11 protein-coding genes are annotated in these 13165 nt (G+C 71.4%); 4 read left to right on the forward strand and 7 right to left on the reverse strand.

Annotated features, from left to right (window positions below; genetic code table 11):
* Positions 1-207: 207 nt before the first annotated feature.
* From ACFXB5_RS48130 to ACFXB5_RS48150, 5 genes are all read right to left on the reverse strand, one after another.
* A complete protein-coding gene (locus tag ACFXB5_RS48130) occupies positions 208-927 on the reverse strand; it encodes a class I SAM-dependent DNA methyltransferase (RefSeq protein ID WP_385220969.1) in 720 nt (239 codons plus the stop codon).
* Between the two features lie 134 nt (positions 928-1061).
* Positions 1062-1763 carry a DUF402 domain-containing protein gene (locus tag ACFXB5_RS48135; RefSeq protein ID WP_385220972.1) on the reverse strand — a complete coding sequence of 234 codons (702 nt, stop codon included), beginning with the start codon at positions 1761-1763 and terminating at the stop codon, positions 1062-1064.
* 68 nt (positions 1764-1831) lie between these two features.
* A complete protein-coding gene (locus ACFXB5_RS48140) occupies positions 1832-3250 on the reverse strand; it encodes a class II fumarate hydratase (RefSeq protein WP_385220975.1) in 1419 nt (472 codons plus the stop codon).
* A 78-nt stretch (positions 3251-3328) separates the two neighbouring features.
* Positions 3329-5662 (reverse strand): bifunctional polysaccharide deacetylase/glycosyltransferase family 2 protein, encoded by a 2334-nt coding sequence (locus ACFXB5_RS48145; RefSeq protein ID WP_385220978.1) that lies wholly within the window; start codon positions 5660-5662, stop codon positions 3329-3331.
* Positions 5659-6540 (reverse strand): hypothetical protein, encoded by an 882-nt coding sequence (locus ACFXB5_RS48150; protein WP_385220981.1) that lies wholly within the window; start codon positions 6538-6540, stop codon positions 5659-5661. Before ACFXB5_RS48150 ends, ACFXB5_RS48145 begins: the two co-directional genes overlap by 4 nt.
* 167 nt (positions 6541-6707) lie before the next feature.
* Between ACFXB5_RS48150 and ACFXB5_RS48155 the strand changes: the two genes are divergently transcribed.
* Positions 6708-7802, forward strand: coding sequence for a chitinase (locus ACFXB5_RS48155; RefSeq protein ID WP_385220984.1), 1095 nt, complete (start codon positions 6708-6710; stop codon positions 7800-7802).
* A 191-nt stretch (positions 7803-7993) separates the two neighbouring features.
* Here the strand turns inward: ACFXB5_RS48155 and ACFXB5_RS48160 are convergent, their stop codons facing one another.
* On the reverse strand, positions 7994-9697 hold the full coding sequence (locus ACFXB5_RS48160; RefSeq protein ID WP_385220987.1) for a fumarate hydratase: 1704 nt from the start codon (positions 9695-9697) through the stop codon (positions 7994-7996).
* 194 nt (positions 9698-9891) lie between these two features.
* Between ACFXB5_RS48160 and ACFXB5_RS48165 the strand changes: the two genes are divergently transcribed.
* Positions 9892-10599, forward strand: a complete 708-nt coding sequence (locus ACFXB5_RS48165; RefSeq protein WP_385220990.1) for a DUF1707 domain-containing protein — start codon at positions 9892-9894, stop codon at positions 10597-10599.
* Between the two features lie 178 nt (positions 10600-10777).
* Positions 10778-11134 (forward strand): WhiB family transcriptional regulator, encoded by a 357-nt coding sequence (locus ACFXB5_RS48170; protein WP_020868722.1) that lies wholly within the window; start codon positions 10778-10780, stop codon positions 11132-11134.
* Positions 11135-11265: 131 nt separating this feature from the next.
* On the opposite strand, the gene glpX is transcribed toward ACFXB5_RS48170, so the two are convergent.
* Entirely contained in the window at positions 11266-12297 is a 1032-nt protein-coding gene (gene glpX, locus ACFXB5_RS48175) for a class II fructose-bisphosphatase (RefSeq protein ID WP_020868721.1), read from the reverse strand.
* A gap of 189 nt (positions 12298-12486) precedes the next feature.
* Here glpX and ACFXB5_RS48180 point away from each other — a divergent pair, with 189 nt between their 5' ends.
* The gene (locus ACFXB5_RS48180) at positions 12487-13026 is read left to right on the forward strand and encodes a DUF4245 domain-containing protein (RefSeq protein WP_201855324.1); all 540 of its coding nucleotides are present in this window, start codon (positions 12487-12489) and stop codon (positions 13024-13026) included.
* Positions 13027-13165: the final 139 nt, after the last annotated feature.

A 13165-nucleotide genomic window follows, 5' to 3' on the forward strand; every position in this document is an offset into this window, starting at 1 on the left:
CGTGGGTCCGGTCGGCGCGGGCCCCCCCCCCGCCCGGGGGCGGGCCGGCGGCGCGCCCCATCCCCGCGGGCGCGCGGGCGGGCCCCCCCGGGGGCGGGGGGCTTGGGGGGCCGCCGGCCGCCGGGTGTGGGTGGTGGGGGGCGCCTCCCCGGGGGGTTTACAACCGCCCGGGGGCGGGGCCCCGGCGTCGGGGGGGCGCACCGAGTGTCAGGCACGTCGTCGGCAGTTCAGATAGAGCTGGATCTCGGGTGGTACGTCCGTGCTGGCCGGGGCGTACGCGTGCGAGTCCTCCCCGGCGACCTCGAAGCCCGCATCGCGGACGGCCTGGCGCAGCTCGTCCCGCAGATAACCGGATACCCGGACCGAGTTGCCGAGGAACGGAATGGGGAAGTCGTCGATGTCCGCCTCCACCATGGCGAGCCCCAGCAGCCCCCCGGGTCTGAGCGTGGCGTGCAGGGTCCGGAGCGCGTACGGGATCTCCGGGCGGGGCAGCAGCAGCAGCGTGAAGTAGGCGGCGATGCCGTCGAAGGGGCCGAGCTCCCGGGGGCCTCCGGGGCCGTACCGGCCGCCCACCCGCAGATCGACGATGTCCACATGGTGGAAGGTGGCCTCCGGCACATTGTCCCGGGCCAGCTTGAGCATCCCCGGGGAGATGTCGATCCCGACCACCTCGTGCCCCGCGTCGACCAGCTGACGGGCCGTGGGCAGTCCCGTGCCGCAGCCGACGTCGAGCACCCGGGAGCCGGGCGGAAGCGTTTCGGCCAGCCAGCGGCCGGCGTCGATCTGGCCCTCCTTGTGCGGAAAGGCGTCGTCGTAGCGGTCGCCGATGTGGTCGAAGGCTTCCGCCTGACCGCTGCGGTCCAGTGCGAGGCGGTCGAAGTCCTCGTAGCCCTCGTAACCGTCCCCTTGCTCGTCCTCACCGCTCACGACTCCGCCCCTTCTGTGACATTACGTCAGATCTTGCGCATCGCCCGTGACTTGCGCCGGCGTCTGGCTGTCCCGCATGGGCAGTGTTCCGGACGACGATCCTACGTTTGAAACACTGGGACACGACAAGAGGTTCATGACCTCGAGTGTGCCGAGGTGTGCTTCTTGTCCGTACGGCCCCAGTCCGCCGGAAGCGCGGGCACGGACCACGTGGGGTCGGGCCGCCAGTTCTCCCACCCGTCCCGGAAGGGCGCTCCCCAGGACTCGATGGCCGCCGTGGCCGCCCGCCCCGCGGCCCGGACCCGCTCCGCCTGCTCGGGACCCATCAGCCCGGCCCGCTGCGCCTGCGCGAACTCGTCCTCGTCCTTCCATTCCCAGCTGCGGTCGGCGTAGACCGCGATGTCCAGGAAGTGGTCCTCGGAGTCCACTCCGCGGTCCCAGCGGACCAGCGGCTCCTCCAGGTTCACGTACCAGTTGCGGAATCGCCAGCCGTGGTCCCAGAACAGCCACACCGACCACGGCTCGCCGGGCCGGGCCAGCTTCAGCACACCGGTGCCGAACCACTGGGACCGCGCGGTGGTCCGCGGCTTGGTGTACCGGGTGGACAGCGGTTCGTGGTGCACCGAGGTGCCGTCGGTGAGCTGCGGCTTGACGCAGACGGTGCCGGGGGCGAGCCAGACGGCGAGCAGCTCCGCGGTGTCCTCGACGACGGTCACGGGACGGCAGATGTGGATGACGTGGGAGGCGTTGGCCCGATAACGCCACAGAATGTGGTCGCCCGGTGCCCACCGGGCGGTGTCCGCCGTCCCCGTCGTCTCCACGATGTCCGCTGTCATGAGCAGATCTTAGGTGCGCACGGGCCGCGATGCCGTGACCTATGACGCAACCGGGGGCCAACGCCCGGCTAAGGATGTGTCATGCGTAGGACGTCGAGCGCCTCGTCCAGCTGGTCGAGCGTCAGCAGTCCGCGCTCCACATAGCCCGACTCCAGCACCACCTCGCGGATCGTCTTGCGCTCCGCCAGCGACCGCTTGGCCACCTTCGCCGCCTCCTCGTAGCCGAGGTAGCGGTTGAGCGGGGTGACGACGGACGGCGAGGACTCCGCGTACTCCCGGGCCCGCTCGGCGTTGGCGGTGATCCCGTCGATCGTGCGGTCCGCGAGCAGCCGCGAGACATTGGTCAGCAGCCGGATCGACTCCAGCAGATTCTTGGCGATCACCGGGAGCATCACATTGAGCTCGAAGTTCCCGGCGGCCCCGGCCGTGGCGACGGTGGTGTCATTGCCGGTGACCTGCGCCGCGACCATCAGCGTGGCCTCGGGGATCACGGGGTTGACCTTCCCCGGCATGATCGACGAGCCGGGCTGGAGATCGGGCAGCGCGATCTCGGCGAGCCCGGTGCGCGGGCCCGACGCCATCCAGCGCAGATCGTTGGCGATCTTGGTGAGGCCGACCGCGATGGTCCGCAGCTGCCCGGACGTCTCGACCAGCCCGTCCCGCGCGCCCTGCGCCTCGAAGTGGTCCCGGGCCTCGGTCAGCGGCAGCCCGGTGGTGCGGGTCAGCTCGGCGATGACGGCGGCGGCGAACCCGGGCGGGGTGTTGATCCCGGTGCCCACCGCCGTACCGCCCAGCGGCAGCTCGGCCAGCCGGGGGAGCGAGGCGCGCAGCCGCTCGATCCCGTACCGCACCTGGGCCGCGTAGCCGCCGAACTCCTGACCGAGGGTCACCGGAGTGGCGTCCATCAGATGGGTCCGCCCCGCCTTGACCACCTCGGCGAACTCGGCGGCCTTGCGCTCCAGCGCCTCCGCCAGATGGGCCAGGGCCGGGATCAGATCGCCGGTGACGGCCGCGGTGGCCGCGATGTGGAGGGAGGACGGGAAGACGTCGTTGGAGGACTGGCTGGCGTTGACGTGGTCATTGGGGTGTACCGGGCGGCCCAGGCGGTCGCTCGCCAGGGTGGCCAGCACCTCGTTGGTGTTCATATTGGACGAGGTGCCGGAGCCGGTCTGGAAGACGTCCACCGGGAAGTGGTCGTCCCAGCGGCCCGCGGCGACCTCGGCCGCCGCCTCCGAGATCGCCCTGGCGACGTCCTTGTCCACCACGCCCAGCTCGGCGTTGACCAGGGCGGCCGCGCCCTTGATCCGGGCCAGCGCCTGGATGTGCGCCCGCTCCAGACGCTGCCCGCTGACGGGGAAGTTCTCCACCGCCCGCTGGGTCTGGGCGCGCCACTTGGCGTGCGCGGGCACCCTGACCTCTCCCATCGAGTCGTGCTCGATGCGGTAGCCCTCCTGGGGGCTGTCGTCGCGGTGGCTCTCGTCGGTCATGGGGACACCTCCGTCCAGCACAGCGTCTTCACGCCACGCCGTGTTCCCGCGCCCGCTGAGCCGAACTGGTGAGCCCGGTCACCGTACGGCCTCGGGCGCCCGCGGGGTCTCCACCTCGCCGGTGCGCTTGAGCTTCTGCCACGGCAGCAGGGCACCGGTGGCCGCGGTGACGCACGAGTGCAGTAGCACCAGATACATCAACTGGCGGTAGGCGATCTGCTGCAACGGCAGTACGGCCAGTGCCCGGTAGTTCTCCCGGTCCAACCGGAACGCGTACGCCGCGCCCAGTAGCTGAACCAGTAGCAGCGCCGCCCACGCCAGCAGCGAGCGCACCGGGTCCAGGAAGATCACCCCGTAGAGGGTGAAGAGGTCGATCAGCGGCGCGCACAGCGGGGTGAGGATCTGGAAGAGCACCACCAGCGGCATCCCCACCCGCCCGAACCGCCCCGAGGGCCCCCGGTCGATCAGCGAGCGGCGGTGCTTCCACAGCGCCTGCATGGTGCCGTAGGACCAGCGGTAGCGCTGCTTCCACAGCTGGCCGAGGGAGCTGGGCGCCTCGGTCCAGGCGCGGGCGTGCTCCTGGTAGACCACCCGCCAGCCGGCCCGGTGCAGGGCGATGGTGATGTCGGTGTCCTCGGCCAGGGTGTCCGCGCTCATGCCCCCGGCGTCCAGCAGCGCCCGGCGGCGGAAGGCGCCGATCGCGCCGGGGATGGTGGGCATGCAGCGCAGCAGGTCGTACATCCGCCGGTCGAGGTTGAAGCCCATCACGTACTCGATGTGCTGCCAGGCGCCGATCAGCCTCCCCCGGTTGCCGACCTTGGCGTTGCCCGCCACCGCGCCCACCCGTGAGTCGGCGAACGGGCGCACCAGCTCACGGATGGTGGTGGGCTCGAAGACGGTGTCGCCGTCCATCATCACGATCAGCTCGTGACTGGCGTGGGCGATGCCGCGGTTGAGGGCCGCGGGCTTGCCCGCGTTGGCCTGGCGCAGCACCCGTACGTTGGGCAGCCCCATCGCCTCGGCGATATCGGCGGTGCCGTCGGTGGAGCCGTCGTCCACGACCAGGATCTCGATGGGGTGGGTGGAGGCGGACAGTGACTTCAGGGTGTTGGCGATGCACTCCTTCTCGTTGTACGCGGGCACGATCACGCTCACCGGATCGGTGACCTCCTGCACCCGGCTCCAGCGCCGCCGCGCCCGGGAGCGGCGGTGCCACCAGGCGAGGACCACCATCAGCAGCAGCCGCCCGATCACCGAGAAGCCCACCAGGCCCAGCAGCCCCATCAGGAACGGCAGTGCGCTGTGGCTGACCCCGGCCGCCCAGATCAGCGCCCGGCCCTCCCAGACCGGCAGGGCGCGCGCCGGGTGGTTGGCGCTGTGGGCGCCGAGCGCGCCGGTGACCGTGGTGAAGGAGTAGCCCTTCTTCTTCATCCGCTCGATGTACAGCGACAGGGCCCGCACGGTCCGCGCGCGGTTGCCGCCCGCGTCGTGGAAGAGCACCGACGCGCCCTTCCTGCCCTCGGGGGTGGCGTTCTGGACGATCTCCTTCACCGGGGGCCGCTGCCAGTCCTCGCTGTCGGTGTCCACGAACGCGCTGATGTAGCCCTTGGAGCCGATGTGCTGCTGCACCGGCCAGGTGCGGTCGTCCAGCGCGCGGACCTTGGAGGCGTACGGCGCCCGGAACAGCGAGCTGGTGATGCCCGCCGCACCGGCCAGGGCCAGCTGGGACTGGGCCAGTTCGCGGTCCATGCGCCCCTTGTCCTGGTACGACAGGTCGACATGGGAGAAGGTGTGCACCCCGACCTCATGGCCCGCGGCCCGCATCCGGCGGACCAGCTCCGGATGGCGGATCACCATCTGGCCCAGTACGAAGAAGGTCCCCCGCACCTTGTGGCGGCGCAGCACGTCGAGGATCTCCGGGGTCCAGCGCGGGTCCGGGCCGTCATCGAAGGTCATCGCGATGGTCTTGGACGGGATGATGTGCTCGGTGGCCTTTCCCCGGTGGTCGAAGGTGATCACCGGGCCGCCCTTGCGCAGCCGGTCGGGGACGGTGCGCGAGGCGTGTGAGCGGTACACCCGGGCATCGTTGCCGACCTCGGCGTGCAGATAGCCGTCCAGCAGCAGGGTGCACACCAGCGCGAGCAGGGTCGCGAGGGCGAGCACCATCCGGGTGCGGGTGCGGAGCTTGCGCAGCTTGACGGTACGGAGCCTGCTCCTGAGCCTGCCGGTGAGCTTGATTCCGCCCGTGAGCCTGAGCCTGAGTCTGCCCCTGGCTCCGGGGCCGCCCGTGCGGTGCGTGGCGCGGCGGCCGGAGCCGGTCAGGCGGAACACCGTACGGGGCGCGCCGCCCTGACGGGGCGCGGGGAGCCGGCGGCGCGGCCGCGGCAGCCTCGGCGGTCTGCCGCCGCTCATGGCGCCTCGCCCTCGGCCTTGGGGGCGCCCGGCCCATCGGCCGGGGTGCCGCCTCCGGCGGGCCCCTTGGGGGGCTTGGGCGTATCGGCCTGCGGGGGCTTCTGGGACTGGGGCTTGTGAGGGGACGCGGCGTGGCCGGGCCGCGTGGTGTGGCCGGGGGCCTGCGGGTGGCCGGAGCCCTCGGCGGGCGACTCGGCTCCGGCGTGGTGCTGCTTCGACGGCGTGTGGGACGCGCCCGTGGGCCGTTTGCCGGGCGGGTGGGCGGCCGGATGTGACGGCGTGTGGCCGGCCTTGTGGTGTTTGCCGGGTCGGTACCCGGCGGCGGAGTCAGGGCCGCCGGGGCGGTGGTGCGCGGGGGAGTGCCGCGGCGCCGCGCGGGGGGCCTTGGGCGGGCCGGGCTGCGGAGGCGCGGGCCGTGGCCGGGTGGTGATGGGGGGCAGGGCGACGGGCTGCCGGGCGTCCCGGTGGTCCGGGCGGCCCGAGGCGTGGCGCTCGCGCCGGTGCTGACGGTCGGTCGGCCCGTACTCGTCGTCCCCGTACCCGTCCTCGTAGCCGTACGCGTGCGCGGCACGCCGCTCATGCGACTCGGAGGGTCCCGAACGCCCCTCGGGGGTGTGCTTCGGCCCCCGGTCGAACGCCTCGGTGGAGACGGGATGTCCGGGGATCAGCGTCTGCGGCGCGAACGGCGTACCGCCCGCGTAGGCCAACCCCAGGACCGCCGAATAGCCGAGGCAGGCGGCTCCCGCGACGACGCCCACATGCCGTACCACCCGGCCACGGCGCCCGGACAGGTCCACGAACACGGGCCCCTTCCGGGCCACGTCAGCGCGGAGGGGACGCGAAGGCGCGCGCTCGGCCACATCTGACTGAGGATCCATACGGAAGAGGTTAAGGCAGAAAATACGATATGCGACACATAAGTCAAACATGCGGTGTGTCATAGTTCAGTAGGCTTCACCGAATATGCGAGGTTTGACGGGGAGAACGGCACGGGCGGCACCGGCCCCCGGCGCCTCGTACCGGACCACAAGGAGGAGCCAGAGCCATGAGGGCCAGCCCCCGCATGAGCGGAATCGCCCTGGCCGGCGCGGTGGTCTGCGCCACCATCGCCGTATGGGCGGGACACCAGAAGCACTCGCCCGAGCCGCACGCCGCGCCCTCACAGCCCCGGGCGTCACAGTCCCCCGCGGCGCGCCAGCCCGCCGAGTTCGTGCCGTACGTCAACGCCTGGTCGGACTCCGGCTATGACATGGCCGCCGCGGCGTCGCGCGGGGTCAAGGAGTTCTCGCTGGGCTTCGTCATCGCGGGCGACGGCTGCGCCCCGGTGTGGGACGGCGGCACCTCGCTGGAGGACCAGGGGCTGGAGGACCGGATCGAGGGCGTCCGCCGGGCCGGTGGCGACGTACGGATCTCCTTCGGCGGCGCCGAGGGCACCGATCTCGCCACCGTCTGCACCGACGTCCCCGAACTCGCCTCCGCGTACGCCGAGGTGATCGAGCGTTACCAGGCCGCCAGGATCGACTTCGATCTCGAGGGCGAGGCGCTCGCCAACCCCGAGGCGGCCGCCCGCCGCGCCCAGGCGCTCGCGCTGATCCAGCGCACCCACGAGGGCCTGAACATCTCCTTCACCCTGCCCGCCATGCCGGACGGGCTGACCCCGCAGGGCGTCGCCCAGTTGGAGGCCGCCAAACAGGAGGGGGTCATCCTCTCGGGCGTCAACATCATGGCGATGAACTACAGCGGCGACCACACCGGCGACATGGGCGACTACGCCGTCCAGGCGGCCACCGCCGCCCAGGCCCGGATCCGCGAGGTGTTCGGCATGTCCGACGCCGCCGCCTGGAAGATCCTCGCCGTGACGCCGATGATCGGGGTCAACGACGTCACCGGCGAGACCTTCACGCTGGAGGACGCGTCCGGTCTGGCGCGGTTCGCCGCGGAGAAGGGGGTCGGACGGCTGTCGATGTGGTCCGCCGAACGGGACCAGCCGTGCACCCCGGAGATGACCCGGTCCGCCACCCCCACCGCCCCCACGGCCGGTGCCGCGGCCCCCGAACCGACCGCGGACGTCGCCCCCAACTCCCGCTGCAGCGGCGTCACCCAGCGCCCCGGCGCCTTCGAGGCGGCGCTGCGGGGCTGACCGCCCCTTTGAGAGCAAGCCCCGGCCAGGCCCCTATCCCAGCCCCCAGCCCAGGCCCGGCTAATCCAGCCCGTCCGGCGTTTGAGGACAAGGCCCGTCCCGGGCCGGACGGGGACCCAGGGGCGGAGCCCCCGGGATGGGACGGGTAAGGGCGGCGGGGGCGCATCCACGCCCCCGCCGCCCCGCAGGCGTTAGGCCACGCCCGGACCCCGCACCGGTATGCTGGTGAACGTCGGCTGGGGCGCCGGGTCCTGGAAGAAATCGTTCCCCTTGTCGTCCACCACGATGAACGCCGGGAAGTTTTCGACCTCGATCCTCCAGACCGCCTCCATGCCCAGCTCCTCGTACTCGAGGACCTCGACTTTCTTGATGCAGTCCTGGGCCAGCCGCGCCGCCGGGCCGCCGATCGAGCCCAGGTAGAAGCCGCCGTGCGCGGCACACGCGTCGGTGACCTGCTGGGAGCGGTTGCCCTTGGCCAGCATGACCTTCGAGCCGCCCGCCGCCTGGAACTGCTCGACGTACGCGTCCATCCGGCCCGCCGTCGTCGGCCCGAAGGAGCCCGAGGCATAGCCCTCGGGGGTCTTGGCCGGGCCCGCGTAGTAGACCGGGTGGTTCTTCAGGTACTCGGGCATCTCCTCGCCCGCGTCCAGCCGCTCCTTGATCTTCGCGTGGGCGATGTCCCGGGCCACCACCAGCGTGCCGGTCAGCGAGAGCCGGGTCTTGACCGGGTGCTTGGTCAGCTCGGCCAGCACCTCGTCCATCGGCCGGTCGAGGTCGACGGCGACCGCGTCCAGGTCCGGGCCCGCGCCCTTGACCAGCTCCTCCTCCGTCGTCTCCGGCAGGAAGCGCGCCGGGTCGGTCTCCAACTGCTCCAGGAAGACGCCCTCCGGCGTGATCTTGGCGAGCGCCTGGCGGTCGGCGGAGCACGAGACCGCGATCGCGACCGGGCAGGAGGCGCCGTGCCGCGGCAGCCGTACGACCCGCACGTCATGGCAGAAGTACTTGCCGCCGAACTGCGCGCCGATCCCGATCTTCTGCGTCAGCTCGAAGACCTTCTCCTCCAGCTCCTTGTCGCGGAAGCCGCGGCCGGTCGGCGAGCCCGAAGCGGGCAGCTCGTCCAGGTAGTGCGCGGAGGCGTACTTCGCGGTCTTCAGCGCGTACTCGGCGCTGGTGCCGCCGACCACGATCGCCAGGTGGTACGGCGGGCAGGCGGCCGTGCCCAGCGAGCGGATCTTCTGCTCCAGGAACTTCATCATCGACGCCTCGTTCAGCACCGCCTTCGTCTCCTGGTAGAGGAAGGACTTGTTGGCCGAGCCGCCGCCCTTGGCCATGAAGAGGAACTTGTAGGCACCGCCGTCGGTCGCGTACAGCTCGATCTGCGCGGGCAGGTTCGAGCCGGTGTTCTTCTCCTCCCACATGGTCAGCGGGGCCATCTGCGAGTACCGCAGATTGAGCTTGGTGTACGCGTCGTAGACACCGCGCGAGAGGGCCTCCTCGTCACCGCCCCGCGTGAGCACGTTCTGCCCGCGCTTGCCCATGACGATCGCCGTGCCGGTGTCCTGGCACATCGGGAGCACCCCGGCGGCCGCGATGTTGGCGTTCTTCAGCAGGTCCAGCGCGACGAAGCGGTCATTGGCGCTGGCCTCGGGGTCGTCGAGGATGCGGCGCAGCTGGGCGAGGTGGGCGGGGCGCAGATAGTGCGAGATGTCGTGCATCGCCTCGGCCGCGAGCTTGCGCAGCGCCTCCGGCTCGACCTTCAGGAAGGTGCGCCCATCGGCCTCGAAGGTGCTCACGCCCTCGGAGGTCACCAGACGGTACGGCGTGGTGTCCTCTCCCAGGGGCAGCAGGTCCGAATAGGCGAAACCAGGGTGGGCAGGGCGGGAGACGGGGGGCATCGCGGCCATTCCTCACTCGACAGGGCTTGGGCTGACTTCGTCGACAGCGCGTCCATAAGCGTAGAACGGGACCGCGGGAGAGGGCCTGTGAGGTAGGGCTCAGTAGCAGAGGCAGGGCCCGGTAGGGGAGGATCAGGGAGACTCCAGGGATCGTCCCCTAGTCGCGATCTATCGCGACTGGGTACGCTGAGCCCGTGGATGAGCAGCAGCCCGTGCCCTTGACCAAATCCGCCCCCGCTCCGGCTCCCAAGGCCGCGTCGGCCCCGGCGCCCGCTTCTGCCGCGCCCGCGCCCGTCGCGGAGGCGGAGCTCCGCGCGTCCGACGCGGACCGCGACCGGATCGCGGACATCCTGCGGGAGGCCCTCGCCGAGGGGCGGCTCCAGCCGGAGGAGCACGCCGAGCGGATCGACGCGGTGTATCGCGCCAAGACCCTCGGCGAGCTGGAGCCCCTGGTGCGCGATCTGCCCACCGCTCCCACCCGCGGCACCGCCTCCGCCGCCGCGCGCGACGCGGAGTCGGGGTGGCCGCGCTCCCTCCCCGAGTCGGAGAACCTGGTGGCGGTCTTCGGCGGTTCGACGCGCAAGGGCCGCTGGCGGGTCAGGCGCCGTACGAACGCCCTGGCGATCTTCGGCGGCGTCGAGATCGATCTGACCGAGGCGGTCTTCGAGCAGCAGGAGATCGTCATCCATGTCGTGGCCGCTTTCGGCGGGGTGGATATCAAGGTCCCGGAGAACGTCTCGCTGCGCGGTTCGGGCGCGGGCATCCTCGGCGGTTTCGACGTCACGACGTACGAGGCGCAGGATCCCGACGCACCGGTGATCCACGTCACCGGGTTCGCCGTCTTCGGCGGTGTGGAGGCCAGGCCCAAGCGGGGTAAGCGGCTGAAGAACCTGCGAGCATAAGCCCTGAAGAAGGGGTGTGCACGGGGAAGTTCCGGGTGGGACAACGGTGTGCATAAGCGCGCGCACAGCGGGTAAGGCTTGGTGCATCGTCTCTCGTACGGCTGATGGGGGTGCTAACGGGGCCGTACACCTCGAGGCGGGCAAGGGTGACCACCGGAGCCGTCGTCAGGAGTAGACCGTGCTGCAACCGCATCAGCCCCTGCTGGAAGCCGCCGTGCCCCCGCAGCGCGTCCCCGCGCGGGATCAGGCCGGCCCCTGGCACTCGGAGGCGGTGTGCCGACGGGACGAGGCCGGGCTGTTCTTCGCTCCCTCCAAGGAGCCCACGGCTGCCAGGTTGTCGCGGGAGGAGGCCGCCAAGCGCGTCTGCGCGCGTTGCCCGGTCATGGTCGAGTGCCGGGAGCACGCACTGCTGCAGCCCGAGCCGTACGGAGTGTGGGGCGGGCTGACCGCGGCCGAGCGCCGGGTCGTGCTGGCCCGCCGTCGGCGCCGGGAGGCGGAGCTGCAGCGCGCGGTGCGGGTCGCCGCCGCCGGCTGAACTCTTCGGGACCTGGGCCGGGCACCGCCGGGAGGCGGGACCCGGCCCTTGTCATGCGGCGTCTGTCATGCAGAGGCTGCGATGCGGCGTCGGTTGAACGCCGCCTCGGTTGAACGCCGCTGTCACCTCGCTCAGCTCGGCCGTTCGAAGTCGACCGAGGCGTAGGCGCGCAGCTTGGCCAGCCGGTGGGTGGAGTCGATCTGCCGGATCGTCCCCGACTTGGACCGCATGACCAGCGACTGGGTGGTGGCGGTCTCCGCGCGGTACCGCACCCCGCGCAGCAGATCCCCGTCGGTGATGCCGGTCGCGACGAAGAACACATTGTCGCCGCTGACCAGGTCGTCCGTCTCCAGGACCTGGTCGAGGTCGTGGCCCGCGTCGAGGGCGCGCTGCCGCTCCTCGTCGTCCTTGGGCCACAGCTTGGCCTGAATGGTGCCGCCGAGGCACTTGATCGCACAGGCCGCGATGATGCCCTCCGGCGTGCCGCCGACGCCCAGCAGCAGATCCACACCGGTGCTCTCGCGCGCGGCCATGATCGCGCCGGCCACATCGCCGTCGGAGATGAACTTGATCCGGGCGCCCGCCTCCCGGATCTCCTTGACGATGCCCTCGTGACGGGGGCGGTCCAGGACCACCACGGTGACGTCCTCGGGGCTGGACTTCTTCGCCTTGGCGATCCGGCGGATGTTCACGCCGGGGGGCGCGGTGATGTCGACGAACTCGGCGGCGTCGGGGCCGGTGACCAGCTTGTCCATGTAGAAGACGGCCGACGGGTCGAACATGGTGCCGCGCTCGGCGACCGCGAGGACGGAGACGGCGTTGGCCATGCCCTTCGCGGTGAGCGTGGTGCCGTCCACCGGGTCCACGGCCACGTCGCACTCCGGGCCGGTGCCGTCGCCCACGCGCTCACCGTTGAAGAGCATCGGGGCCTCGTCCTTCTCCCCCTCTCCAATGACGACGACGCCGTTCATCGAGACGGTGTGGACGAGGGAACGCATGGCCTTGACGGCGGCGCCGTCGGCGCCGTTCTTGTCGCCGCGGCCCACCCAGCGTCCGGAGGCCATGGCACCCGCCTCGGTGACCCGGACGAGTTCCAGGGCGAGGTTGCGATCGGGAGCTTCGGGGCTGACCTCTAGCTGGGACGGGAGATGGTGCTCGGTCATCGGAGCGCACCTTTCTGTACGGCGACGGACCGTGAGGGCCCCTCCGCCCCGCGAGCGGGGACCAGGAGGGTGAGGGTGTTCATGACTTTATCCGCTGATTGGCTAAGTGAGCAGATAGCCCCACGCATGAGCGCGGCCCTGTTGCGAGGTGCGGCGACCCCATGAGGGACGATAGGGGGCGTGGCAGGTATGCGTGGCAAAGAGACGGTCCGGGACATGGTGCTGTCGCTGGCGGCGATCGGCGTCGTCGCGGCGGCCATCTACCTCTTCGGTATCCCGCATGACGAGGGCCCCAAGGGCGCCGGAGTGAAGACGGTGAACTACCGCGTGGAACTGGCCACGGCCCGCCGCGCCGCCCCGTACCCGGTGGCCGCCCCCGATCCCGGGACCCTGCCCAAGGGCTGGCGCGCGACCTCGGTGACCTACCGCCCGGCCGCCGCGGAGGACGGCGCGCTCTGGCACCTCGGCTTCCTCGACCAGAACGAGGAGTACATCGCGGTCGAGCAGAGCGACGGCAAGCCCGTGCCGTTCGTGGAGGAGGTCACCCAGCAGGCGCGGGAGACCAAGCGGACGCAGCGGATCGACGGCAAGGACTGGGTCCGCTACGACGGCGACAAGTACGACGCGCTGGTGCGCACGGAGCCGGGCGTGACCACGGTGGTCACCGGGACGGCGTCGTACGGGCAGCTGACGAAGATGGCAGCGGCGCTCACCCAGAAGAAGGGCTGAACGAGACGCGGGGGGGGGGGGGGGCGGGGTTTATGGCCCCAAGGTACGGGGGCGAACAGCGGATTCTACACAACCGGTTTCGCCACCACCGGTTAGTTCGCCCTACGCTCCTCCCATCCACGGCGCACCCGCGCCGAGC

This window comes from Streptomyces sp. NPDC059455, from assembly GCF_042750115.1.
Taxonomy (GTDB): Bacteria; Actinomycetota; Actinomycetes; order Streptomycetales; family Streptomycetaceae; genus Streptomyces; species Streptomyces endocoffeicus.

Coding starts and splice junctions, on each gene's coding strand:
- ACFXB5_RS48150 (WP_385220981.1), bottom strand. CDS start 6,540: ATGGATCCTCAGTCAGATGTGGCCGAGCGCGCGCCTTCGCGTCCCCTC.
- ACFXB5_RS48180 (WP_201855324.1), top strand. CDS start 12,487: ATGCGTGGCAAAGAGACGGTCCGGGACATGGTGCTGTCGCTGGCGGCG.
- ACFXB5_RS48160 (WP_385220987.1), bottom strand. CDS start 9,697: ATGCCCCCCGTCTCCCGCCCTGCCCACCCTGGTTTCGCCTATTCGGAC.
- ACFXB5_RS48145 (WP_385220978.1), bottom strand. CDS start 5,662: ATGAGCGGCGGCAGACCGCCGAGGCTGCCGCGGCCGCGCCGCCGGCTC.
- ACFXB5_RS48155 (WP_385220984.1), top strand. CDS start 6,708: ATGAGGGCCAGCCCCCGCATGAGCGGAATCGCCCTGGCCGGCGCGGTG.
- ACFXB5_RS48135 (WP_385220972.1), bottom strand. CDS start 1,763: ATGACAGCGGACATCGTGGAGACGACGGGGACGGCGGACACCGCCCGG.
- ACFXB5_RS48140 (WP_385220975.1), bottom strand. CDS start 3,250: ATGACCGACGAGAGCCACCGCGACGACAGCCCCCAGGAGGGCTACCGC.
- glpX (WP_020868721.1), bottom strand. CDS start 12,297: ATGACCGAGCACCATCTCCCGTCCCAGCTAGAGGTCAGCCCCGAAGCT.